Genomic DNA, 22,819 nt, shown 5'->3' with positions numbered 1-22,819 from the left:
ACCTGATTACCTGAGTTATCAATCTACAGCGCATAGATAATCTGTACTTCCCACAAAAGATCCGCCAGATAGTTATGGTGTTCAGATTAAGGACAACCTTTGAGTAGCAATCATCCTGTAAAATCCCTGTGGTTACAGCTTTGGGACGTGATTAAACCATTATCAGAGCTCAGCAATCATAAACGGCCACTGGGGTTTCTGGCGATCTCCGCTTTTTCGGTAACACTGCCGGCTCTGTTTGGTGCCTGGATAGATCAGCTTTCAGCGGCCATGTTAGCCTGCATGGGAGGGCTGGTGATTCTGTACATGCGCCAGACAGACATTTCCCGCCGAATGATGATACTGTCAACCTGCGCCTTCGGCTTTGCCCTGAGTTTTGCACTGGGTGTTTTAACAAGTTTCAACCCATACCTTTCCGCAGCGACCCTCACCCTGACCGCATTTCTGGTTACAACGATCTGTCGCTATTACGCTTTACCACCTCCCGGCACACTGTTTTTTATCGTAGTAGCATGTCTGGCCAGAACCCTGCCATTCGACCTTTCACTGGCGGCAGAGCGAACGGGGATTCTGATGTTCGGAGCCATGAGCGCCTGCCTGCTCGCACTCATTTACAGCGTCTGCCAGGTCTTTTTTTCGAAAGATTATATCAATCGGCCGACCGAAGCCGTGGACAATAACATCATCGCGATCACAATTGAGTCTCTGGTGATCAGTCTGTTTGTCGGTGGTGGTTATCTTCTGGCGATCATGGCTGATCTCGACAATCCGTACTGGGTACCTATATCCACTGCTGCAATTATGCAAGGCGACACTTTTCGGGCGATATGGCACCGTAATGTACACCGGATAGTGGGTACAACAATTGGTATGGGAATCGCGTGGGCTATCTTTTTACTGTCCCCCGGCCCATGGGAGCTGGCGCTGCTGATTTTTATACTCAGCTTTTTTATCGAGATTCTGATAACCCGGAACTATGGCCTGGCAGTGATATTTATCACCCCGCTGACGGTGATATTTGCCGATATAACCATCGCAGGATCAGACACCGGTCACCTGATGCTTTCACGCCTGCTGGATATCATTCTGGGCTGTTTGATTGGTTTCGCTGGTGGCTGGGTCATCCACCACCCTAAATTTATCCGTTCAGTCAAAAAAAGGCTACCCCAGAAGTAACCCACTGATAAAAGCTAAAAAACCTCGGAGCTAAAAAGGGGCTCCTCACTGGCAGCCCCTTTGATTAAGCAATGAAGAAAATGATGCAGATCAGCCCCAGCCGGAGACAGCCTTCACTTCCAGGAAATCCTCCAGCCCCCAGACACCGCCTTCACGACCATTGCCTGACTGTTTATAGCCGCCGAATGGTGCCCCGGCACCTAAGCTCGTGCCATTGATCTGCACCATACCGGCACGCAACCGGCGCGCGACCCGCGCAGCCTTCTCGCTATCCTGAGTCTGAATATAGTCAGTAAGACCATAGGGGGTATCGTTGGCAATCGAGACAGCTTCCTCCTCTGTATCAAAGGGAATAATGGTCAGCACCGGGCCAAAGATCTCCTCCCGGGCGATACTCATCTGATTATTGATATCGGCAAACACGGTCGGTTTAACGAAATAACCTTGTTCCAGTCCCTCAGGCTTACCCGGGCCACCCGCTACCAGCCGGCCACCCTCTGCGATACCTTTTTCGATCAGGCCCTGAATCTTGTCATACTGCTGCTGAGACACCACCGGACCGATATGCCGGCCCTCGACACTGGCACGATCAATCGTGGTCTGACTGGCTATCTCAGCGGCAGTCGCTACCGCCTGATCATAGATGGAACGCTCCACCAGCATCCGGGTAGGTGCATTACAGGACTGACCGCTGTTATTAAAACAGTGACGTACGCCTCGCACCACCGCCTTATCGTCGGCATCAGCAAACACGATGTTTGCGCCCTTACCACCCAGCTCGAGTGCCACACGCTTCACCGTATCGGCCGCATTTTTAGAGATAGCGATACCGGCACGGGTTGAACCGGTAAAAGAGACCATATCCACTTCAGGATGCCCTGTCAGAGCCGAGCCGACGCCAGCACCGTCACCATTCACCAGGTTAAATACGCCTGGCGGGAAACCGGCCTGATCGATCATCTCAGCAAACAGCATCGATGACAGTGGTGCAATTTCCGAGGGTTTTAACACCATGGTGCAACCGGCAGCGAGCGCTGCAACCACTTTCAGAGTGACCTGATTCATTGGCCAGTTCCAGGGCGTTATCAGTGCGCACACCCCGATGGGTTCATGCAGAATACGGTTATCCGGTGCGTGGGGCCCCAGTGGCTGGTCAAACTCATACGATTTCAACGCCCGGATCAAACTTTTGATATGTCCGGAACCACTACCGCACTGCGCGGTGCGGGCCAATGCAACCGGCGCCCCCATCTCCACAGAGATCGCCTCAGCCATCTCTTGCGAACGTTCATTGTAGATTGCCTGCAATTTTTCAAGCAGCGCCAGACGCTCCTCTTTTGACGTTTGACTCCACTGATCAAAAGCCCCCCGGGCTGCGGCTACCGCCGCGTCAGCATCGGCCTCCCCACCCAGTGAGATCACCGCGCAAACTGCTTCAGTTGATGGGTCAATTACCTCAAAGTCATGACTCTGAGCCGGGGCAGTCCACCGGCCATCAATATAAAACTGGCGTTTATCAGACATCTTTGCTTTTCCTTTATCGTACAAATTTCAAAAACACAGAGACAGGTATAGCGCTGATAAACACCCCGGCGCAAGGGGTAACACCCATTACTGTCAAAATGATGAGTGCTCCCCTCCGCTCAGACCGGCTTACAGGCCGAACTTGCCATTGCTGTTTTGCCACTGAGATTCAGGCGGAATCGTTTCAATGGTATCCCAGTGCTCTACGATCAGCCCGTTATCAACCCGAAACAGATCATAAAAAGACACATGCTTGCCCAGAAACTCTCCTTCACTCACCGCCAGCACAAAATTATGCTCACCCAGAATCTTATGGTTTTGAGTATAACGCAACGGCGTGCCCTGACGAGCCAGTTCACCCAGTGCGGCCCCAAGATTTTGCAGACCATCGCCAATGGCCGGGTTATGCTGAATATAGTCACCCTCGGCAGGACCAATAAAGTTGCCTATTTTAGCCATATCGCCCTCAATCAGAATGGTTTTCACAAAATCGGCAACCAGCGTTTTACTCGTTTCAGTATCGATGGCTGTATCGATCCCGGTCGCACCATCCAACTGGGTCCGGCCTCCGGGGTTCGGCTCAGCCTTCTGCACCAGATTATCCCAGTGCTCTACGATCAGGCCGTTGTCAAAACGAAAGATATCAAACCCGACCTTTGGCCCGAAAAAATTATAGTCCGTATGGGTGAATACAAAATCACCGTCCTGAAACACCCTGACCGTATTGACCTTCGCACTTCCTTCAGGCAGGGCCTGCAACACTGCCCCAAAACCTGCTAAACCGTCGGCCACCGCCAGGTTATGCTGGGTATAGTTGTGCGCATTAATATAAGCGATGGGCTCCGGCGCACCTGTTTCAATGCTTTTCAGCAACTCAACTACTTTCTGTTTCTGTAACATATTCTCTACCCCTTTATTATCAGCAGCTAAAGCGGGTGTGGCAGTTATCGCCACAGTCAGCACACTCACTGCACAGCCTGAGTGAAATACTGTCCTGATACTGGTTTTCATAAATAACTCCTGCTCAATAAACAATGTTTTTACGTTGCCTCAAACCTGAGCCTATTATCCCGGCTTCACCGACTGGTAACGAGGTAGCAGATCGCCATATAATGATCAAAATCGAGCAAAGCTTATTCAGAGACAGACTTGTATGTCCAGCCAGCCGCCCGCCAGCATGATCAGAAAGACGCACTTCAGCAATAGTCGCCTGAATGCACTGGGTATCGAGTTACTTGATCTGGATGATATTCGGAATAAGCTTTCGCATAGCCACTATTCAAGACCGGAAAGAGTCGATTTTGAACTGTTGATGCTGGTCACTTCCGGACAGGGTGTCCATACCGTTGATTTCACCGACTGGCAGCTCAGCACGGGTTCTCTGGTGGTTGTCAGGCAGGGACAGGTGCAGCAATGGCATCCGCATCAGTCGTTTACAGCCGAGCTTATTCTCATCGACCCAACCGCCCTGCCAGGCTCTGTCCCGCTGATCAGCAGCAAGGAGGCAGCGCTCTATAAACGGCTCGAGTGGCGTACCTGCAGTACACTTGATCAGGCCATGCAGAAGGAGTTTAGTAACAGCTTCAGACTGCTGCGGGATGATATCAGCCGCTTCGATAACAGCGATCTGGAGCAGGCACTGTTTCGTCACCAGTTTCAAACGCTGCTGCTACGACTGGCACGCTGGCAGCGGGATCTTGTTCCCCCTGTGGTTGTCCACCAGCAGGGCTATAAAACCTACCGTTTATTTCAATCGCTTCTGGAGCAGCACTTCGCCCAGCAACATAGTCTGAAGTTTTATGCCGACAGGCTGGGGTATTCAGAAAGTACTATCAGCAGAGCCAGCCACTCTGTCGAAGGACGTAGTGCGAAAGCGGTAATTGATTCAAGAATCGTGCTGGAAGCCAAACGCCTCTTAGTACACAGCGATCTATCGGTAGCAGAACTTTCCCACGCTCTGGGTTTTTCCGAAGCCACAAATTTCATCAAATTTTTCCGGCGTCATGCAGGCGTCACTCCCCTGCTATTTCGTCAGCAAAGGGCCATCCGAAAGTAACCTTACATAAATAAAGGACTGAAAATGGCTGCCCCACGCCTTTAGCACCTAAATAAAAGTAGTAATCCTAATTTTTTATACCTTAGTGCGTTATATCTATTGTCAACGCGCGGTACAAAAGTAGAAAATAGCCGCCTTATAAAATTTTGATCACGAGAATAACCATGCACTACTTGTTGCTGGGCCTGATTATCCTCGCCTTTGTACTGATCGTCTTTGAAGATGTTGTTCATCTTAATAAAGCAAAGTCGACGCTGTTTATCGGTACGCTGGTGTGGATTATAGCCTTCGTTTTCCCTGAAAAATCACCTCAGGCAATACAGGAGGCGCTCAACGAGCAACTCCTTGATATCGCTATACTGTGGCTATTCCTGATGGCCGCTATGACCTTTGTAGCCTACCTCAACGAAAAAGGTCTGATCACCCAACTGGTATACCGGTTATTGCCAAACCAGCTTAAACTCAGCACACTGATGATTCTGATCGCCCTGCTGGGCCTGATGTTTTCATCCCTGGCGGATAACATCACCGCTTCGCTGATCATGCTCTCGCTGCTGGCCTCACTGAAGCTGGAAACCAAAGATACCCTGAAATTCGCCGCGCTGATTGTCTTTGCGGTTAACTCCGGTGGTGTCTCGCTGATTACGGGCGATGTGACCACCCTGATGATCTTCCTCAACGGTAAGGTGTCGATCCTCAACCTGATGCTACTGATTCTGCCCGCGATCGCCGGGGTGGCCATACTGGCGCTGATTCTGATGCAGGGCAGCAATGAGATAATTACGCTGCCCAAATTTAAGCGCCCTATCGCTGCTGGCGATAAACTGATTGCCGCCCTGTTCCTGCTGACCATTATCAGCACCCTGGCGATGAGCGTGCTGTTTTCCGTGCCACCAGTGCTGACCTTCCTGTTTGGTCTGGCGCTGATGTTTATCGTCCATCGCATTATCTTCAGAAAAGAACAGAACCCTAACGTTCTGGAATATGTCCGTGAGATCGAATTCGATACTCTGCTGTTCTTCCTTGGCGTACTGCTGTTGGTAGGCATGTTGAAAGAGCTGTCGATACTGAAGCTGCTGCCGGAACTCTACACGATGATGCCCGCAGTGGTAGCCAACTATATCATCGGTATTCTGTCGGCATTCGTAGATAACGTACCGCTGACGGCCGCTATCCTGCAATCAGATATTCCGATGACCAGGGGTGAATGGCTGGGACTGACCTATGCGGTCGGTGTTGGCGGTTCAATTCTGATTGTCGGTTCGGCTGCCGGTGTAATCGCACTGAGTAAGCTTGAAGCGCTCTCCTTTATCTCTTATCTGCGCTTTATTCACTGGCTGCTGGTTGCCTATACCTGCGGTTATCTGGCGGTAATGGGGCTGACGCAACTACTGCTCTGACAACCCATCACCAACCCAGCGGGGCTATCTGTCCCGCTGGTTTCTGAACGCCCCCGGGCTCAACCCGACTCTTCTTTTAAAGAAACGGGAAAAGTAAGCCGGATCTTTAAATCCCAGATCATAAGCAATCAGCGAAGCCGGTGCTGCGGTGTAGATCAGAAACCGCTGCGCTTCCAGAACCAGCCGGTCCTGCAACAGCTCGCTGACACTTTTCCCGGCCACCGCGGCACAGGCCCGGTTGAGTCCGATCGGTGTTGTGCTGAGCATCTCGGCATACTGGTTTGCTGACAGGTGATCCCGGTAATGCAGCTCAATCAACTGACATAACTCCTTATAGCGCTGCTCATAACGACTGCCTACATCAGAACGACTGTAGGCCGAGTGCAACTTGCGCCCGATACGGATCAGCAGCGAGAACAGCAACCACTCAAACATCAGTGCCTTGGCTGGCTGATTGTCAAAATACTCCCGTCTCAGCTCTTTGACCTGCTGATCAATCAGTGCCTGATCAGGATCGCTCTCCGACAACGGAATAATCAGTGCTTTACTCAGCAGCTCCTCCTTAAAGGGAAATCGCCGCTGAAACTGCTCGTCCAGCATCAGCAGTTGCGACACCGTCACCACCGCTCCCTCTGTGGCATCCTGATCAAACTCAAACCCATGCACAACGCCCGCCGGAATAGTAATAAGACAGGGGCCTGTCTCCACCTGTTCCAGTCCATCGATGTGGATTCGGGCGCTGCCTTTACGTACGTAGATAATCTGAAACATCTTTGGATGGGTATGGATATTGATGGTCCAGTCGAACAGTTCTGCCCGGGTGCGGATATCCTCAATATGAATAAATTCCGGATCACCCAGTGATTGCTCTTCACTATAAAGCGAGTAGGTCGAGATTAGCCTGTCAGCCGTAAGATCACTGTTAATTTTATTCATGACTTCTATCACTAAATGCATTTACAGATAGTTTAACTGTTATAAAAGTACAATGCTTTGCTCAGAATATCCATTTTTTAAGTAGGTTATTACACCTACACTGAATACAGTTCCAATAACAACAACGTAAAGATTGTGAGGAGTGCGAATGTTCAGATTTAACCCCTATTCACCCGAGATCGATGCTGATCCGTTTCCGGCTTACGCCACCCTGCGGGCGGAATACCCCTGCTTCTGGAGCGAGGATGCTGAGATGTGGGTATTGTCCCGTCACAAGGATATTGTGATGGCGCTGAATGACTGGGAGACTTTCTCCTCAGCTAAAGGCAACCTGGTCAACGAACTGCCAGGCCGCGCAGGATCAACCCTGGGCACCACAGATCCACCCCGTCACGACCGTCTGCGCGCCCTGATCCAGAAAGCGGTGACCAAGCGGGCTCTGGCGCACCTGATGGCGCCGGCACAATCCGTTGCCCAGAAGCACCTGGAGGCCCTGAAAGGTCGTGATCAGTTTGATTTCGTTGCTGAGTTCTCATCAAAGTACACTGTAGATCTGATCGTCTACCTGTTTGACCTGCCACCCGCCGATCTGGAAATCGTTCGGGATAAAGCGGTGATGATGGTACAAACCGATCCGGTTACCCGCCAGAAAGGTCCTGAGCATCTGGCCGCTTACGAGTGGATGCGCGAGTATGCCGCTAATCTGGTACAGGAGCGCAAGAAAAATCCGGGCGAAGATCTGCTAAGCCAGTTCATTCTCTCCGAGATTGATGGCGACAAACTGAAGGATGAAGAGATTCTGCTGACCGTAACCACGCTGATTATGGCGGGTATCGAATCCCTGTCTGGCTTTATGACGATGCTGATCAAGAATATTACTGATCATCCTGAAGTCCGTGAAGCACTGGTAGCGAACCCTGAGCTGATTCCCGATGCGATTGAAGAGAGCCTGCGCTTCAACACCTCGGCCCAGCGTTTCCGCCGCTGTGTGATGAAAGAGACGACGCTGCATGGTCAGACCATGAAGCCGGGCGATTTTGTTATCCTGGCATACGGCTCAGGTAACCGTGATGAGGAGGTGTTCCCCAATGCGGATGTCTATGACCTCAGCCGTAAACCCAAGGGCCATCTGGGCTTTGGTGGCGGGGTTCACGCCTGTCTCGGAACAGCCATCGCCCGTCTGGCGTGTAAAGTCGCGGTAGAAGAGTTGTTGAAAGCGTTTCCCAACCTGTCGAAGGTTGATCAGGAGCTACGCTGGATGCCATCAACGAACTTCCGCAGCCCGCTGGAGTTGCAGGTTAAAGCCTAAGATTTTATATAATCATAAAAAAAGCCCGCCTCAGTCTCACTGAGGCGGGTGCTATTTGAGGACCGTATCTATGCCAACCGTTAATTATGTAAGTTTTGATGGTCAGTCTACTCAGCTGGAGCTGGCCGAAGGTATGACCATCATGCAGGGCGCTGTCATGAATGGCGTTGAAGGGATTGAAGGTGAGTGCAGCGGTTCCTGCGCCTGCGCCACCTGTCACTGCTACGTTGATGACGCCTGGCTGGCAAAGCTGCCCGAGATGTCTGAAAACGAAGATGAGATGCTCGACGATACCGCCTCTGAGCGTAAACCTAACAGCCGCCTCAGCTGCCAGATCAAAGCCTCTGCTGAACTGGATGGCATCGTTATTCATATGCCAGAGGAGCAGGAGTAATGACGGGTGTGGTCATTGTGGGTGGCGGTCATGCTGGCTATCAATGCGCTGATTCACTGCGACGCGCAGGCTATGACGGTGAGATTACCCTGGTCGATGGTGAAGGCCATCTGCCCTACCAGCGCCCGCCTCTGTCGAAAAGCCATCTGCTCAACGACACCGGCGAAGAGGCTCTGCTGTTCCGTACTCAAAGCTACTACGATGACCACAACATCGGCTTGAAACTCGGTCATCGGATCACCGCAATCCATCGTGCTGATAAGCAGGTTGAGCTGGATAACAGTGAAACGCTGGGCTACGACAAGCTGGTGCTGGCAACTGGAGCAAAGCTGCGGCAGCTTGACCTGCCCGGCGCGGCTCTGAACGGTGTGGGGTACATTAAAAGCCTGGACGATATCCGCTATATCCAGTCTCACCTCAACCAGACGGAAGACGCCGTTATTATCGGTGGTGGTTTTATCGCCCTGGAGTTTGCCTCAACTGCGGCAAAACTGGGAAAGAAAGTCACTGTCCTGGTCCGGGGTCAGCGCATTCTGGCGAATGCCGTCACCCCTGAACTGTCTCAGTACATGCTCGATATCCACCACCAGCATGGCGTTGATATCCGCTTTGGAGCAGAAGTGGACCATATCGCCGATGATGGCAACGGCAATGTTGAAGCGGTGCGTTTGAAAGATGGTACGCTATTGCCCGCTCAACTCGTACTGGCGGGCATTGGCGTCACCGCCGATACCGAGCTGGCCGTTGAAGCAAAACTGCTCTGTCACGATGGTGTGGTGGTGGATGCCCAGTGTCGTACCAACGACCCGGATATCTTTGCCGCGGGCGATTCCGCCCGTTACAACAACCCCTTCACCGGTCGCGAGATCCGCCTGGAATCGGTGCAGAATGCCGTGGATCAGGCGAAAGTGATCGCCCAGGTGATCGCCGGTCAGGATGCAGGATACCATTCAGTACCCTGGTTCTGGTCCGATCAGTACGATATCAAACTGCAGATGGTAGGCGTCCACGAGGGTTACACTCACTTCTATCAACGCGGCAGTCAGGAGGATGACAAGTTCTCGCTGTTTTTCTTCCGGGATGACAGACTGATTGCAATCCACACGGTCAACCGCCCTGCCGATCATATGGCTGGTCGCAAGCTGATTACTGCCGGAGTGTCACCTACACAGGAACAGATTGAAGATGTTAATTTCAAGCTCAACAGTCTGGTAAAAAAATAGCGTCTGAAGCAGATTGAACTGTGGTCAAACCCGCCGTTGCGGGTTTTGACACCAGCAATGAATAGCAGGTGTATCTGCTACTGTTCTGACCTGTTTATCACTTCAGAAAGATAAACCCTGTTTCGTCCTGTTTCCTTAGCCCGATACATGGCCTTATCCGCTGCTTTAAGAATTTGCTCTTCACAACGTTCATTCGTACCAAACAGTGTCAAACCAATACTTGCAGTACAGTGGTGTTCCATCGTCACAGCCCTCCCTTCCTGATCGCACTTCAGGATGTAAGGACGCGCCAGTGAAGCACGAATTTTCTCTGCCACACGTAGTGCCTGTTCAGTGGACAGTGACATATCCATATGGAGTTCGCTCAACAACACCACAAACTCATCGCCGCCGATACGTGCCACGGTATCGGTGCTCCTGAGGCAAGCGGTCAGCCGGTGCGCTACCTCAATTAACAGCAAGTCTCCCGCTTCATGTCCATGGGTGTCATTAAGCGGTTTGAAATTATCCAGATCGAGGAACATAACCGCACCATGCATACCACTTCGCAACGTCGCAGCAATCGCCAGCCTGAGTCTGTCGTGCAGCAGACGCCGGTTCGGAAGTTGTGTCAATGCATCATTAAATGCAAAGTGATGAATCTGCTGTTCCGCTTTTTTCCGTTCGGTAATATCCTCAGTGATCCCCATAATTTTGGTGACTGAAGACTGGTTATTGAGTATCGGTACAAAGCAGGATTTAAACGTTTTTCCGCTCATTATCACAGCATCATATTCGAAATGACTGGTTTCACCGGCGTAAGCCTTTTCAAGCAGGCCAGCCACCCGGTCACGATCAGATACGCTGACATGATCGAGGTACGGGCTCCCCAGAATCGCGCCCTCCTCGGTTAGCCCGTTCATAGATAATCCGGCCTTATTGATGGAAATGATACGGCCATCCATATCGATTTCATGAATACTCACCGGCGCATTTTCAATCAGCACACGCTGGTTATTTTCACTTTGCCGCAAAGCCCGGTTCATTTTTTCATTTTCTTTAAGGGCAGCTTCCAGCTCAGTCGTTCGGCCTTTTACCTGATCTTCAAGCATGATCGCGGTTTGAAACAGAGTGAATTCTGAGCCCTTGATACTGGTATTGCGCTCAGCATGGTTCATCAACGATTGAATAATCTTATTTAATCGTTTTATCTCTGCCTGTAAGTCATCAACAGAAGGTGGTAACTGCTCAGTCATCATCTGCCCCCTCTATTCAGCATTGTCAGCCTCGCCAATCACTACCCCCGTGAGAGTCTGGTTGATATGCACCCCTCCGTACTGTTCACCGTAACTGCTAAAACCAATGGTATTATTTTCTTTAAACAGACGTTCAACCTGGGATTGCAGGCCACGCTGACGAACCTCCAGATTGCGCAGAATGCAATCACAACCTATCACCAGTTGTGGGCGACCAATTTTGCTATTCAGCGTTTCAAAGGTTTCCTGTAAATTCTTCACCAGACTCACCCCATGTGCCACCCGGAACACCACCCCCTCCTCGATTGCACAGTAAAAAGTCAGACTGCCATCAGCATTAACTTTCTGGATGGAACGCACATAATCGGTACCATCGATCAATACAACCACCGGTGACTCGGCAAAACGCATCGAGTCGAGTTCACTAACTGCTACGCCGACCAGCCGCGAATACTCTTGTGCGGCGGGAAAGCCATTGATCTCTTTCACTATGCGCTGAGTGGTATCAGCCTCGGTAACTACCAGTCGTTCATTACTCGACACAAAATGCTGGGTTTTAAACAGAGTGAAAGGATTGCACGTGTTAATCACGACCACCACCGCACTGTCGTCATGAAACTGACCATCACTGAAAACGGATGAAGAGATAAACTTCTGATCATCTCCGGCAGATCCGCCAACCATCCTGATATCCCCTAATGAGTGTTGCAGTGAATGGGTGACCACCTCTTCGGCCATGGACAGGCCATCAATCATCATAAACGCAAAACTGTTCTGTCCATCAGCATGCGGTACTTTGCTTTCCAGCTGTTGCAGCATCCCCTGAACACAGTCATGCCCCTGACTCAGTTCAAACTGCTTCAGCCCGCTCAGCACACCACTGACAATGGTAAACTGTTGTCGGGAGAAGCTGACCCCGGACAAACTATGTTGCAAATATCCTGCTGGCCCGATCTCCCCCGCCGTTGTACAGCCAACCACCTGAACACCGTCAAACAACCGGTTGACCTCCTTTGCCAGCAGATCCAGATCATATTCACTGGAACAGAAAAACAACACCAACTCCATATCAGGCTGGCTGACCTTGTCGAAAAACGCAGCAACCGCGGCGGAGGTATCGCTCAAACAAGAGTGAGCTAAACGAATACTGCTGTTGTTCTGCATAGGGAATCTCCTGTTTAATCCTGACAGCTTATTAAAATCAGTTATAAAGTCAGGCATGAAAAGTCCTGAATATTCCTGTAAGCCGGGAGCGTAAAATGTCCGCCCCGCCTGCTAAAGGCACTTCGACATGTGATCTCTGCCCACACATTTTCAGTATATACAGTTAAATCACCGATCAGGCTTAAGTAGCCCTTCAGAGCACTCAAAATGAGACCCAGATCAGGCTATCAGTTATTAATCATCCGTCTTGCTCGCTGCATCATATCTACTCATCCGCCAGAATCACATCCACAGGAAACGGCCCCATACCAAACACCAGCTTATAAAACTGCAGCTCTTCAACTTTATAAAACATCTGATCCTGACTGCTGAGGTAATCAAACTCTTCCCGTACTCTTCGCAGATGATTCTGTATCTGCAAAACACTGCTTTTGCTCATCAGCCGGCTGGCGGTTGTAAAGGCATATTCAGAATCTTTCTCATGATCAAGGCAGTGCGCGATATAACGCTTATTAATCCCCTTAATCAGATCGGCCAGCTGGCCTCCCATACGCCACTGAATTGGCAGAGAAACACGGAATCGAAACCCGACACCGGACCTGAGTTCAATAATTCCGAGCTTCTCCAGTTCTCGAAGATACAGATACAACCTGGCCTGATCTACCTCCATCAGACTGCCAACGGTCGGAATGTCAACCTGAGAGACCAGCAGTATCAATATCAAAAACAGCTGCTTATCTGCTGCCAGCGCCGCTTCGACAGACTCGGGCAAATATTCAGGTATATGTCTGAAACGTTGCTGCATCTGAATCAGCTCATCGATGCTTAATCCGATGATGGAGCATACTTCCAGCAGCCGGCTCATCTTGCAATCCTTCTCTTTAAACAGACGTTTGATAGACAGCTCGCTCATATTCATCTCTGCAGCCAGTCGGGCATAAGTGAATCCCCGGGCTTTGAGTGCCTGCTTAAGCAGGGTAAACAGATTTTCACGCTGCTGGTGTTCATCACCGCTGACACAGGCGTCACGCTGTACAGAGGAAGAAGAGAGATCAGTCATAGACATACCAAACCGGCCAGAAAAGTATCAGAAAAAGATACCTTAATTAAAAACAATAGAATCAAGGATCAAATATAGCAGAATAGCACAACACCTCACACAAGGAGTTTGTTATGACCTCAGTATTCAAAAAAGCGATCTGCTCTACTGTAACGATTTTGTCATGCGCAACACAGACCGCCATTGCAACACCTGAAATCGCCTGGAGTCAGAGTGGCTTTGATCAACCTGAATCAGTGCTGGCCCATCCAGGTGAGCCCCTGTTATACGTTTCTAATATCAACGGAAGCCCGACTGAACTGAACAGCAAGGGATACATCAGCCTGCTTTCTGATGATGGCAGCATCATTCAGCATGTATGGGTTAATGGAATGGATGCCCCCAAAGGGATGGCGATGGATGCTGACTATCTCTATGTTGCAGATATGCAGCGTCTGCATATTATCGATTACAAACAAGGTAAACTGATCAGATCCATCACTGCCGAAACAAGCACCATGCTGAATGATATCACCATCGATGACGCCGGCATTGTCTATATCAGTGACCTGACCGGAGGCGGCATTTACCGCTACCGTAACAACACCCTGACACAGTGGATTAGCAGCGATCAGTTGCCTCACCCGAACGGACTGACCGTTAAAGATGGCGCACTGATCGTTGCAACCTGGGGTGAAGGGATGAAAGAGGATTTCTCCACTGCAACGCTGGGAGGACTGGTTTCAATCAACCTCGAGACCGGCACCCTGTCACCTTATAAATCAGCCCAGCAGTTTGGCAACCTGGATGGCATCGCCTCTGTCGGCGACTCACTGCTGATCAGTGATTGGCTGAACGGCAAGATTTTTGAGTTCAAAAACAATACCGTTCAACTGCTCATGGAGACCGGTAAGCACGCGGCGGACATCTCCACTAAAGGCGAATACCTCTATATTCCGATGATGTTTTCACAGCGAATTGAGGCTTATAAAATACAACCTTAATAAAGCCACAAATCGATAATTAACGTTAACTAACCAATACAATCAATTGTTATTAAACAGTTTATCAGACTATAAAGCCGTAAGAATACAGTTTGATTGATGTTCAGAAAAAACAACACGCCCATTAAGGAGAGATCGTTTTTATGAAAACGATCTCTCCTGTCCCGATTCATCGCGATCTTAAACTACATAACACTTCAGTTCACTTCCCCTTTTACAACACGAACAGACCAATATAAATCTAACCTATCGTAGCGATGAGAATATGCAATTTAGTCTCTTTAACAGGTACTGCTATAACTTTTAACAACGGGAAAAACAGAAACCAGCAGCCAAACCGGACTCAGTGAACTCTGATCTACAGATCAAAAGCCCCCTTATGGTACTAAACTTTCTACCTTACCGATCTGATATTAGCCTTCCAGAGATTTCAACTGATAATCGATAAAGGAGTAGATGATGAGCGACAATAACAAAACAGCGACAGGCCAGTGCCCTTTTATGCACGGCTCTAAAACACAGGTTAGTGACCGGGGTACAGCCAATCAGGATTGGTGGCCCAATCAACTCAACCTGAAGATCCTTCATCAGAACACTCCTCAGATCAGCCCAATGGCTGAAAGTTTCTCCTATGCTGATGAGTTTAAAAAGCTCGATCTCTCCGCGCTGAAACAGGACCTGTACGATCTGATGACTGATTCACAGGAGTGGTGGCCCGCCGATTACGGCCACTACGGTCCCTTCTTTATCCGTATGGCCTGGCACAGTGCTGGTACTTACCGCATTGGCGATGGCCGGGGTGGTGCCGGTTCTGGCTCGCAACGCTTTGCACCACTCAACAGCTGGCCGGACAACGGCAACCTGGATAAAGCCCGTCGCCTGCTCTGGCCGATTAAGCAGAAGTACGGTAACAAAATCTCCTGGGCCGACCTGATGATTCTCGCGGGTAACTGTGCCCTTGAATCCATGGGGTTAAAAACCTTTGGCTTCGGCGGTGGTCGCGTAGATATCTGGGAACCCGAGGAGGATGTTAACTGGGGTGCCGAGCAGGAATGGCTGGGAAATAGACGTTACAGCGGCGAGTGGGACCTTGCCAACCCTCTGGCAGCCGTACAGATGGGGCTGATCTATGTTAACCCGGAAGGCCCGGATGGCGATCCTGATCCACTGGGCTCAGCCCGTGATATCCGCGAAACGTTCGCCCGGATGGCGATGGACGACTATGAAACTGTCGCTCTTACTGCGGGTGGTCATACCTTCGGCAAAACCCACGGCGCCGGAGACCCGGAACATGTCGGCCCGGAACCGGAAGCCGCCGGCATTGCAGAACAGGGACTGGGATGGATAAACAGCATGGGCACAGGTAAAGGAGTAGATACCATCACCAGCGGCCTTGAAGGCGCCTGGACTGCAACGCCAACTCAGTGGGATAACAGCTATTTTGATACCCTGCTGGGATACGAATGGGAACTCACCAAGAGCCCGGCAGGCGCCCAGCAGTGGACGCCGAAAGATCCCGCAGCCGCCGACACCGTGCCCGATGCCCATGATTCAACCAGACGGCATGCACCGATGATGTCAACTGCCGATATGGCGCTAAGGGAAGACCCTGAATATCGCAGAATCGCTGAACATTTCCACAAAAACCCCGATGAGTTTGCCGACGCTTTCGCCCGCGCCTGGTTTAAGCTGACACACCGGGATATGGGCCCCCTATCACGCTATCTTGGCCCTGAAGTGCCCTCCGAAGAGCTGATCTGGCAAGATCCGCTTCCCACTATTGATCATGGACTGATCAACAACCGGGATATTGTGGTGCTTAAAGATGAAATCCTGAAATCAGGATTGTCTGTGTCTCAGTTGGTGGGCACCGCCTGGGCATCGGCATCCACCTTCCGGGGATCCGATATGCGCGGCGGGGCCAACGGAGCGCGTATCCGCCTGGCTCCGCAAAAGGACTGGGAGGTTAATCAGCCGGATGAACTGTCCACGGTACTTGATACCCTGGAGGAGATTCAGTCCCGCTTCAACGCAACCCATGGAAACACTAAGCAGGTCTCTCTTGCCGATCTGATCGTTCTGGCAGGCGCTGCCGCTATCGAGCAGGCCGCCAATGATGCTGGCCAGCCGGTTACAGTGCTGTTTACACCCGGGCGTGCCGATGCTTCTCAGGAACAGACTGATATCGATTCCTTTGCCCCTCTGGAACCATACGCCGACGGCTTCAGAAACTACCAGAAAGCCCGCTACAGCGTGTCTGCAGAAGAACTGCTGATCGATAGAAGTCAGTTGCTCAATCTCACCGCTCCTGAAATGACAGTACTGATTGGCGGTCTGCGGGTGCTGGATATCAATACCGGCCACACCCGGCATGGCGTATTCACCCCGCGGCCACAAACCCTGAGCAATGACTTCTTTGTTAACCTGCTGGATATGGGGACAACATGGAAGGCGACATCTCCGGATGAAGAGCTGTTTGAAGGCTATGATCGTCACAGTGGCGAACTTAAGTGGACCGCAACCCGGGTTGATCTGATATTCGGTTCTAATTCGCAACTGCGGGCGATTGCTGAGGTCTATGCGCAGAGTGATGCGAAGCAGAAGTTTGTCACCGACTTCGTGGCAGCCTGGAATAAAGTGATGAATGCTGATCGCTTTGATCTGAATGCCTGAACGTCTCATTTAAGACAAACACATTTAAGACACACGTTGACAACCCCTCACCAGGCGCCCCGATATCAGGAGGCGCCTTTTTACCCCCCCCCTTCCAACACAGCCCCACCTCTACTCCGCCACCTGACGGGCTACCGCCTACCCCTTACGTGATATGGTCTTCCGAAGGGCTCAACCATAGCATCAGTTAAACGACCTAATATAATAATCAATAGGAGTTATATGCTGATGAGTAAAAAACACCCGTTAAAATCTGCCCTGGCCTGTGCCAGCGTCATGGCCACAGTGTTCAGCGGAGGAAGTGTGAATGCAGCATCAACAGTTGACCCACTGGTGGCAGCTGTGGGCCCTGTATCAGATGTGCCGGTTGCGGTTCAGAACACCCGATGGGCGATGTTGCAACCCTACTTCAACACCCTGACCTTCCGCAGTATGGATTCACTGTTTACGACCCGCAAGGTCCCCCATTCAGGCACCCCCAGCCCGCTGACCCGCACCGATAAATCACTCAGCTTCAGCTATCAGTTTGATGGAAAAAGCTATACTCCGGAACAGTTTCTCGACCGAACCTACACCAATGCTCTGCTGATAATGAAAGACGGTAATATCGTCTATGAGAACTATCGCAATAACAGTGATGCTCAGACCCGCTTCATGGGCTGGTCGATGACGAAATCGCTGACCTCGATCCTGATCGGTTGTGCCCTTGAAGAGGGTCGTATACAGTCGCTGGATGATGATATCACCACCTACCTGCCAGAGTTGAAACAGGGGGCCTACAACGGTGTAACGATTCGTCAGGTACTGGGCATGCGTTCCGGTGTCGATTATGAAGAGCGGTATGACTTCGAAAACCCCGGCCTGGCGGCCCGCAACCATATTCTCGCACTGGTGAAGAATGTTGCCCGCTTCGTCGAACCGGCCAAAACCATCAAACGCGCCCATAAGCCGGGCGAAGTATTTGCTTATAAAACCATTGATACCGCAGTCCTGGGCCTTCTGATCGAACGGGTTTCAGACGGCGGTACCATCGCCTCTTATATGACCAGACACCTGTGGGAACCACTGGGCGCAGAGTCTGACGGGTTCTTTATCATGGATGGACAGCCAGGTGTAGGACGGGAGTTCAATGGCGCTGGCTACAATGCAACGATGAGAGACTATGCCCGTATTGGCAAGATGATGCTGCAAGAGGGACGTATCAACGGCAAACAGATCGTCTCACCAGAGTGGGTCAGACTTTCGACACAATCGGTAGGCCCTGAAGACCGAGATGGCGGCCCCGGTGGTTATGGTTACCAGTGGTGGACAGTTGCTGACAGCGACGCCTATTCAGCGATTGGTTTACAGGGACAGTTTATCTTCGTTGACCCGGCCAGCAACACCGTAATCGTCAAGCTAAGCTATTTTCCACCAGGGGACGACACCCAACTGACCAATGAAACATTTTCATTTTTTGCTGCAGCCGCCGCCTGGAAAGCGGAATAAACGGTTAACCTGAAACATCAACAGGATTAAGAGGCGGTATTGTCGGTTATAACAACCGTTAGGGGCACCGACAACTGCCGCCAATTTCATCCGTGCGGAGTCCATTAACCTCCAGACTATTTGATTACACAAAGCCGGCGCGGCTAGCGTCTCAAACCTGACGTTGTTGTAACTCGTCCATGCGGTACTACTCGCTGATATGCTCAGGCACAAAACTATTGAGTTCAGCAACGGAACGGATCACATACAGCGTCTTTTCAGCCGATAAGGTTTCCAGCCTGCCCATAAACGCCTCGTTCCAGAATCTGGGACACAACCGCAGTACTTTATAGCTTTGCATTGATCCCCTGAATACGGAACTGCCCTCGGGCCAGCCCTCCGGCGTCACCATCAGGCCTTTTAAAAGTCGTTTTGTCACCAGCCAGTAACTGGTCCGATAGGGCAGATCGATATAGATCAGGGTATCAGCGGATTCAAGACGCTTATAAAACGACTCCAGCGGACCAAAGCCATCGACGATCCAGCGATCAGATGAGAGGACTCTTTCATGCGCCTCATCGAACAGCTTGCGCTCCACCAGTTCACCGTTCTTCTGATACACCATCGAATCCAGTGGGTGTAGCGGTATACCGGTCACTGACGCCAGCGCTCTGCTTAACGTGGATTTACCACTGCCTGGCTTACCAAACACTGCAACTTTTTTCACACTGCCTCCTAAAATGAATTATCCCCATGAGGCAGAAACAGAAAACCCACCTCTGAGGGGTGGGTTTGACACTTTAAACGCGCAACAACAAGCCCACCATTCCTAAGGAATGATGATAATTCGTACTGATTGCTGCTTAGGATTTGTTTTCATGGGCTTATCGTCATATATGGGAAGAGGATTGTCAAACGCTGCCAGAACGCACATACCAGAAAAATCATGGCTTAGTCATAATGGAGCGGGAATCAAAACAACAACTCCAGAGCGAAAGGTAGTCGCGACTATTCATCCTGAATATCATTTGAGCTCTGTTTAAGCCCATCGAGAAAAGACTGAGGTAAAGCTGTAATCCCCCCTGCTTGCGGCCATTCATTCGAGGAGGCCAAGGCATTCAGGTTTTTGATCCGGTTCTGGTCCAATGGATGGGATTGCATAAATTCGACCCCTTCGCCACTGCCCGATCTCTGATGCCAGTCATGGATCACCTGAAACAGATCGGTCGCTCCCTGAGTGTGTCCGTAGAGTTTGTACACCGCTTGTAGCGCTTCAGTATCCGCCTTCTGCTCCATCACCCGACTGAAGTGCAACATGGTATAGACACCCGCCTCCCCCATCAGATCCAGATCACTGAAGCCCAGCAATACGCCTAAAGCAGTGCTGATAGTCACCCCCCGGGTCAGACTGACAATCGGGTCCCGGTGCTTTACATGGGCAATTTCATGAGCCAGCAGCATCGCCAGCGCGTTCTCATTGGGGAGCTTTGCCAACAAACCTCTGAACACCACGACATTGCCTCCCAGGGTGGCAAACGCATTGACTGTATCGCCGGCGGAATAATGCAGGGTTATGTCGATCTCTTCAGGCAGGTCCATCACCTTAACGACCCGATCAGTCACCTGCTGCAGATAGCGCTCTGCGTCAGTATCTGTATGTGGCTCAATCGCATAGGAAGCTGAGGCAACCAGCCGCTGCTCTGTTGCAAAAGGGATATAGGGTGCGAGAAAGCCAGCGGACAACCCCAAAATATAGACCACGGCAACAATTAAAATGGCAGCCCCCGTCAGCAGGACTGCCAACTCCTTCAGAGGGTGCACATCGGTGACATTGATCCCCTCCGGAATCTCCCGATGCTCAAACTTCATTGCCCGACCCAGATGCGATCAGTGCTGTGCCATAGGCAAGCACCTCTACCGAACCGATTGCGTTTTTGCGTCCTTTAGAAATGGAAGCAGTTTCGTATTTTACGTTAAACACATACTCTGCCCCCATCGCGTCAGCCTGCTGTTTCATCCGCAACAGAGACTCACGGCGGGCACGATCGAGTAGTGACTCATAGGAGGTCACCCTGCCTCCGAGAAGGTTACGCAGCGCGGCGATAAACCGTTTGAAATAATCTACCGAGATAACTGTATTGCCCATCACCAGGTGTTGATCAAACAGCTTATCGGTGGGAGGAAAACGGCTGGCAATTGTCGGCAACTCTCTCAGTTGTTTTTCACGCTGAATGATAGATTTATAGTGCTTTTTCTCCGCCATCTGACCGACCAGATAACCCAGCGTCATCAGCACCAGAAATATGATCAGATTCGTCATCAGGATTACTCCAGAATAACCGCTGAACCATAAACATAGATCTCGGCAGCTCCCTGAGCGACTGAGGAGGTAGAAAAGCGGACATTGAGTATCGCATTCGCTCCGATCGACTCGGCCTGCTGTTTCATCCGCGCCATCGCCTCATCACGGGACTCCTGCAGCAATTCGGTATAGCCTTTCAACTCGCCACCGAAAATATTCTTCAGTCCCGCCATAATATCGCGCCCGACATGCTTGGCCCGTACCGAACTACCCTGCACCAGACCGAGATGGGTTTTAACCTCTTTTCCCGGCAGTATCTCCATATTACTGATCAGCATCCTGATCTCCTTTTCTGTTAACCGAAGTGTGCGCCCTGTGTGAGCCTGGATAAAATTATATAGGCTAACCTGCCATTTATATATGCCGCAAAATCCATAACTCTCCATTTAAACACCGGCGCTACCGGCAGGCGTCAGACATTGCCCCTATAGAATAACAGCGCCCCTCCCTCTGTGTGCAGCAGAGCCGTTGCTATGTCGCGGCCACGTCCGCAATCAGATTGCGCAGCCACTGATGGGCAACATTGTGCTGGAGCAGCGGACTCCAGGCCATCTTCAGTTCGAAATCAGGAATATGGAACGGTGGTTTTTTGATGATCAGGCGAGGATTATCAGAGTGTGCGGTCGCAGCACGGGTGGGAACGGTAGCGACCAATCCCTTCTGTTGTGCCATCAACACCGCAGACTGATAATGCCGGGTAAAAACCGTAATCTGCCGCTGATGCCCCTCCTTTTCCAGCGCCTCATCAACCCAGCCTAAACGTTTTATATCTTTCGGGGTCAGTCCCATCCCAGCCCCCATACCGGTCTTACTCACCCAGACGTGTCTGGCCTGAAGATAGGTTTCAAGACAAAAGTTATGGGATATGGGGTTATCAACAGCAAACAGGCAGGAAAAACCATCGGTCCACAACGTTTTCTGATGAAACGCCTGCGGCATCGTATCAAACCGGTTAATCACCAGATCCACCAACCCCTGTTCAACTTCAGTAAAACTCATATCACTGGGGGTCATGATATCAAGCACGACATTAGGAGCCTGCTTACGCAACCGATTAAGCAGCCGGGGCAGCAGTGTTGACTCACCATAGTCACTGGTCATAATCCGGAATACCCGGTCACTGGTGCTGGCGTCGAAAGCACTGCTGGGTTCGATAACCTGCTCCACGGAGGACAGTATCTGGCGCAGCAAGGGTTGCAGCGCCTGAGCCCTTTCCGTTGGGGCCATTCCTTCACTGGTGCGAACCAACAACGGGTCGCCCAGAGTCTCTCTCAGACGACGCAAACCATTACTCATGGCTGGCTGAGTGATTCCCAGCAAACTGGCCGAACGGGTGACATTGCGCTCCCGAAGCAGCACATCAAGGTATACCAGAAGGTTCAGATCGATCCGATCAAGATTCATACAAAGCCCATTATTACTGAGTGTTACCATATTCATTCATGACGTGAATACTCCATATAATAACCATTTATTTCCTTTATGTTAACCGCCAGCCTAGAATAGATTTCATACCAAATAACAGAGCAGCACACATAGCTGCCAAATGAACGAGAGAAGGAAATACCATGTCTACTCTGAATAAAGATATCGAAACAGTTGCCGCGCTGAAAGAGACCTACGGGTCTGCCTGGAACGCGATCAACCCTGAATACGCTGCCCGTATGCGTGCACAGAACAAGTTTAAAACCGGTCTGGATATCGCTAAATACACCGCCGCTATCATGCGTAAAGACATGGAGCGTTACGATAACGACTCTTCTCAGTACACTCAGTCTCTGGGCTGCTGGCACGGCTTTATCGGTCAGCAAAAAATGATCTCTATTAAGAAGCACTTCAACAGCACCGACCGTAAAT

20 protein-coding genes and 1 pseudogene are annotated in these 22,819 nt (G+C 50.8%); 10 read left to right on the top strand and 11 right to left on the bottom strand.

Annotated elements, in window-relative coordinates; translation table 11 throughout:
* The first annotated feature begins 99 nt into the window (after positions 1-99).
* Positions 100-1,176: an FUSC family protein gene (locus tag JW499_RS19645; protein WP_232846533.1), complete on the top strand. Its 1,077-nt coding sequence runs from the start codon at positions 100-102 to the stop codon at positions 1,174-1,176.
* A gap of 90 nt (positions 1,177-1,266) precedes the next feature.
* Here JW499_RS19645 and JW499_RS19640 read toward each other — a convergent pair whose 3' ends face one another.
* Positions 1,267-2,700 carry an aldehyde dehydrogenase family protein gene (locus JW499_RS19640; protein WP_205212183.1) on the bottom strand — a complete coding sequence of 478 codons (1,434 nt, stop codon included), beginning with the start codon at positions 2,698-2,700 and terminating at the stop codon, positions 1,267-1,269.
* 129 nt (positions 2,701-2,829) lie between these two features.
* Positions 2,830-3,711, bottom strand: a complete 882-nt coding sequence (locus JW499_RS19635; protein WP_232846532.1) for a nuclear transport factor 2 family protein — start codon at positions 3,709-3,711, stop codon at positions 2,830-2,832.
* Positions 3,712-3,853: 142 nt separating this feature from the next.
* On the opposite strand from JW499_RS19635, the gene JW499_RS19630 reads away from it, so the two are divergent.
* Together JW499_RS19630 and nhaD are read left to right on the top strand one after the other, a co-directional pair.
* Positions 3,854-4,756: an AraC family transcriptional regulator gene (locus JW499_RS19630; RefSeq protein ID WP_205212182.1), complete on the top strand. Its 903-nt coding sequence runs from the start codon at positions 3,854-3,856 to the stop codon at positions 4,754-4,756.
* 164 nt (positions 4,757-4,920) lie between these two features.
* Positions 4,921-6,156 carry a sodium:proton antiporter NhaD gene (nhaD, locus tag JW499_RS19625; protein ID WP_205212181.1) on the top strand — a complete coding sequence of 412 codons (1,236 nt, stop codon included), beginning with the start codon at positions 4,921-4,923 and terminating at the stop codon, positions 6,154-6,156.
* A gap of 24 nt (positions 6,157-6,180) precedes the next feature.
* Here the strand turns inward: nhaD and JW499_RS19620 are convergent, their stop codons facing one another.
* Positions 6,181-7,092 (bottom strand): helix-turn-helix domain-containing protein, encoded by a 912-nt coding sequence (locus JW499_RS19620; protein ID WP_205212180.1) that lies wholly within the window; start codon positions 7,090-7,092, stop codon positions 6,181-6,183.
* 148 nt (positions 7,093-7,240) lie between these two features.
* Here JW499_RS19620 and JW499_RS19615 point away from each other — a divergent pair, with 148 nt between their 5' ends.
* From JW499_RS19615 to JW499_RS19605, 3 genes are all read left to right on the top strand, one after another.
* Positions 7,241-8,401, top strand: coding sequence for a cytochrome P450 (locus JW499_RS19615; protein WP_205212179.1), 1,161 nt, complete (start codon positions 7,241-7,243; stop codon positions 8,399-8,401).
* Between the two features lie 70 nt (positions 8,402-8,471).
* On the top strand, positions 8,472-8,795 hold the full coding sequence (locus tag JW499_RS19610) for a 2Fe-2S iron-sulfur cluster-binding protein (protein ID WP_205212178.1): 324 nt from the start codon (positions 8,472-8,474) through the stop codon (positions 8,793-8,795).
* Positions 8,795-10,018 (top strand): NAD(P)/FAD-dependent oxidoreductase, encoded by a 1,224-nt coding sequence (locus JW499_RS19605; RefSeq protein WP_205212177.1) that lies wholly within the window; start codon positions 8,795-8,797, stop codon positions 10,016-10,018. The genes JW499_RS19610 and JW499_RS19605 overlap by 1 nt, the downstream gene beginning before the upstream one ends.
* A 77-nt stretch (positions 10,019-10,095) precedes the next feature.
* On the opposite strand, the gene JW499_RS19600 is transcribed toward JW499_RS19605, so the two are convergent.
* The 3 genes from JW499_RS19600 to JW499_RS19590 form a co-directional block, all read right to left on the bottom strand.
* Positions 10,096-11,256: a diguanylate cyclase domain-containing protein gene (locus JW499_RS19600; RefSeq protein WP_205212176.1), complete on the bottom strand. Its 1,161-nt coding sequence runs from the start codon at positions 11,254-11,256 to the stop codon at positions 10,096-10,098.
* Positions 11,257-11,265: 9 nt separating this feature from the next.
* Positions 11,266-12,417, bottom strand: coding sequence for a nitric oxide-sensing protein NosP (gene nosP, locus JW499_RS19595; protein WP_205212175.1), 1,152 nt, complete (start codon positions 12,415-12,417; stop codon positions 11,266-11,268).
* A 265-nt stretch (positions 12,418-12,682) separates the two neighbouring features.
* Positions 12,683-13,483 carry a helix-turn-helix domain-containing protein gene (locus tag JW499_RS19590; RefSeq protein ID WP_205212174.1) on the bottom strand — a complete coding sequence of 267 codons (801 nt, stop codon included), beginning with the start codon at positions 13,481-13,483 and terminating at the stop codon, positions 12,683-12,685.
* A 107-nt stretch (positions 13,484-13,590) separates the two neighbouring features.
* On the opposite strand from JW499_RS19590, the gene JW499_RS19585 reads away from it, so the two are divergent.
* The 3 genes from JW499_RS19585 (at position 13,591) to JW499_RS19575 (ending at position 18,621) form a co-directional block, all read left to right on the top strand.
* Positions 13,591-14,460, top strand: a complete 870-nt coding sequence (locus tag JW499_RS19585; protein ID WP_205212173.1) for an NHL repeat-containing protein — start codon at positions 13,591-13,593, stop codon at positions 14,458-14,460.
* 459 nt (positions 14,461-14,919) lie between these two features.
* Positions 14,920-17,133 carry a catalase/peroxidase HPI gene (gene katG, locus JW499_RS19580; protein WP_205212172.1) on the top strand — a complete coding sequence of 738 codons (2,214 nt, stop codon included), beginning with the start codon at positions 14,920-14,922 and terminating at the stop codon, positions 17,131-17,133.
* Between the two features lie 228 nt (positions 17,134-17,361).
* Positions 17,362-18,621: a serine hydrolase domain-containing protein gene (locus JW499_RS19575; protein WP_232846531.1), complete on the top strand. Its 1,260-nt coding sequence runs from the start codon at positions 17,362-17,364 to the stop codon at positions 18,619-18,621.
* Between the two features lie 187 nt (positions 18,622-18,808).
* Here JW499_RS19575 and JW499_RS19570 read toward each other — a convergent pair whose 3' ends face one another.
* From JW499_RS19570 to JW499_RS19550, 5 genes are all read right to left on the bottom strand, one after another.
* Positions 18,809-19,327 (bottom strand): P-loop NTPase family protein, encoded by a 519-nt coding sequence (locus JW499_RS19570; RefSeq protein ID WP_205212170.1) that lies wholly within the window; start codon positions 19,325-19,327, stop codon positions 18,809-18,811.
* Positions 19,328-19,608: 281 nt separating this feature from the next.
* The gene (locus tag JW499_RS19565; RefSeq protein ID WP_205212169.1) at positions 19,609-20,469 is read right to left on the bottom strand and encodes a M48 family metallopeptidase; all 861 of its coding nucleotides are present in this window, start codon (positions 20,467-20,469) and stop codon (positions 19,609-19,611) included.
* Complete coding sequence (locus JW499_RS19560; RefSeq protein ID WP_205212168.1) at positions 20,459-20,920, bottom strand: YbjQ family protein; 462 nt, start codon at positions 20,918-20,920, stop codon at positions 20,459-20,461. Before JW499_RS19560 ends, JW499_RS19565 begins: the two co-directional genes overlap by 11 nt.
* A 5-nt stretch (positions 20,921-20,925) precedes the next feature.
* Positions 20,926-21,240 carry a YbjQ family protein gene (locus tag JW499_RS19555; RefSeq protein WP_205212167.1) on the bottom strand — a complete coding sequence of 105 codons (315 nt, stop codon included), beginning with the start codon at positions 21,238-21,240 and terminating at the stop codon, positions 20,926-20,928.
* Positions 21,241-21,433: 193 nt separating this feature from the next.
* Entirely contained in the window at positions 21,434-22,366 is a 933-nt protein-coding gene (locus JW499_RS19550) for a LysR family transcriptional regulator (RefSeq protein WP_205212166.1), read from the bottom strand.
* Positions 22,367-22,530: 164 nt separating this feature from the next.
* On the opposite strand from JW499_RS19550, the pseudogene JW499_RS19545 reads away from it, so the two are divergent.
* Positions 22,531-22,819 (top strand): annotated as a pseudogene (locus tag JW499_RS19545) (isocitrate lyase); the annotation flags it as partial.

Origin of the sequence: Amphritea pacifica (genome assembly GCF_016924145.1) — a bacterium.
GTDB lineage: Bacteria > Pseudomonadota > Gammaproteobacteria > Pseudomonadales > Balneatricaceae > Amphritea > Amphritea pacifica.
The sequence above is the reverse complement of the archived record's forward strand: the minus strand, read 5'-3'. Positions and strand labels throughout refer to the sequence as shown.

Excerpts from the sequence above, each read along its gene's own strand:
- JW499_RS19640 (WP_205212183.1), bottom strand. The coding sequence starts at position 2,700 with ATGTCTGATAAACGCCAGTTTTATATTGATGGCCGGTGGACTGCCCCG.
- JW499_RS19635 (WP_232846532.1), bottom strand. The coding sequence starts at position 3,711 with ATGAAAACCAGTATCAGGACAGTATTTCACTCAGGCTGTGCAGTGAGT.
- JW499_RS19630 (WP_205212182.1), top strand. The coding sequence starts at position 3,854 with ATGTCCAGCCAGCCGCCCGCCAGCATGATCAGAAAGACGCACTTCAGC.
- nhaD (WP_205212181.1), top strand. The coding sequence starts at position 4,921 with ATGCACTACTTGTTGCTGGGCCTGATTATCCTCGCCTTTGTACTGATC.
- JW499_RS19620 (WP_205212180.1), bottom strand. The coding sequence starts at position 7,092 with ATGAATAAAATTAACAGTGATCTTACGGCTGACAGGCTAATCTCGACC.
- JW499_RS19615 (WP_205212179.1), top strand. The coding sequence starts at position 7,241 with ATGTTCAGATTTAACCCCTATTCACCCGAGATCGATGCTGATCCGTTT.
- JW499_RS19610 (WP_205212178.1), top strand. The coding sequence starts at position 8,472 with ATGCCAACCGTTAATTATGTAAGTTTTGATGGTCAGTCTACTCAGCTG.
- JW499_RS19605 (WP_205212177.1), top strand. The coding sequence starts at position 8,795 with ATGACGGGTGTGGTCATTGTGGGTGGCGGTCATGCTGGCTATCAATGC.
- JW499_RS19600 (WP_205212176.1), bottom strand. The coding sequence starts at position 11,256 with ATGATGACTGAGCAGTTACCACCTTCTGTTGATGACTTACAGGCAGAG.
- nosP (WP_205212175.1), bottom strand. The coding sequence starts at position 12,417 with ATGCAGAACAACAGCAGTATTCGTTTAGCTCACTCTTGTTTGAGCGAT.
- JW499_RS19590 (WP_205212174.1), bottom strand. The coding sequence starts at position 13,483 with ATGTCTATGACTGATCTCTCTTCTTCCTCTGTACAGCGTGACGCCTGT.
- JW499_RS19585 (WP_205212173.1), top strand. The coding sequence starts at position 13,591 with ATGACCTCAGTATTCAAAAAAGCGATCTGCTCTACTGTAACGATTTTG.
- katG (WP_205212172.1), top strand. The coding sequence starts at position 14,920 with ATGAGCGACAATAACAAAACAGCGACAGGCCAGTGCCCTTTTATGCAC.
- JW499_RS19575 (WP_232846531.1), top strand. The coding sequence starts at position 17,362 with ATGAGTAAAAAACACCCGTTAAAATCTGCCCTGGCCTGTGCCAGCGTC.
- JW499_RS19565 (WP_205212169.1), bottom strand. The coding sequence starts at position 20,469 with ATGAAGTTTGAGCATCGGGAGATTCCGGAGGGGATCAATGTCACCGAT.
- JW499_RS19560 (WP_205212168.1), bottom strand. The coding sequence starts at position 20,920 with ATGACGAATCTGATCATATTTCTGGTGCTGATGACGCTGGGTTATCTG.
- JW499_RS19555 (WP_205212167.1), bottom strand. The coding sequence starts at position 21,240 with ATGCTGATCAGTAATATGGAGATACTGCCGGGAAAAGAGGTTAAAACC.
- JW499_RS19550 (WP_205212166.1), bottom strand. The coding sequence starts at position 22,366 with ATGAATCTTGATCGGATCGATCTGAACCTTCTGGTATACCTTGATGTG.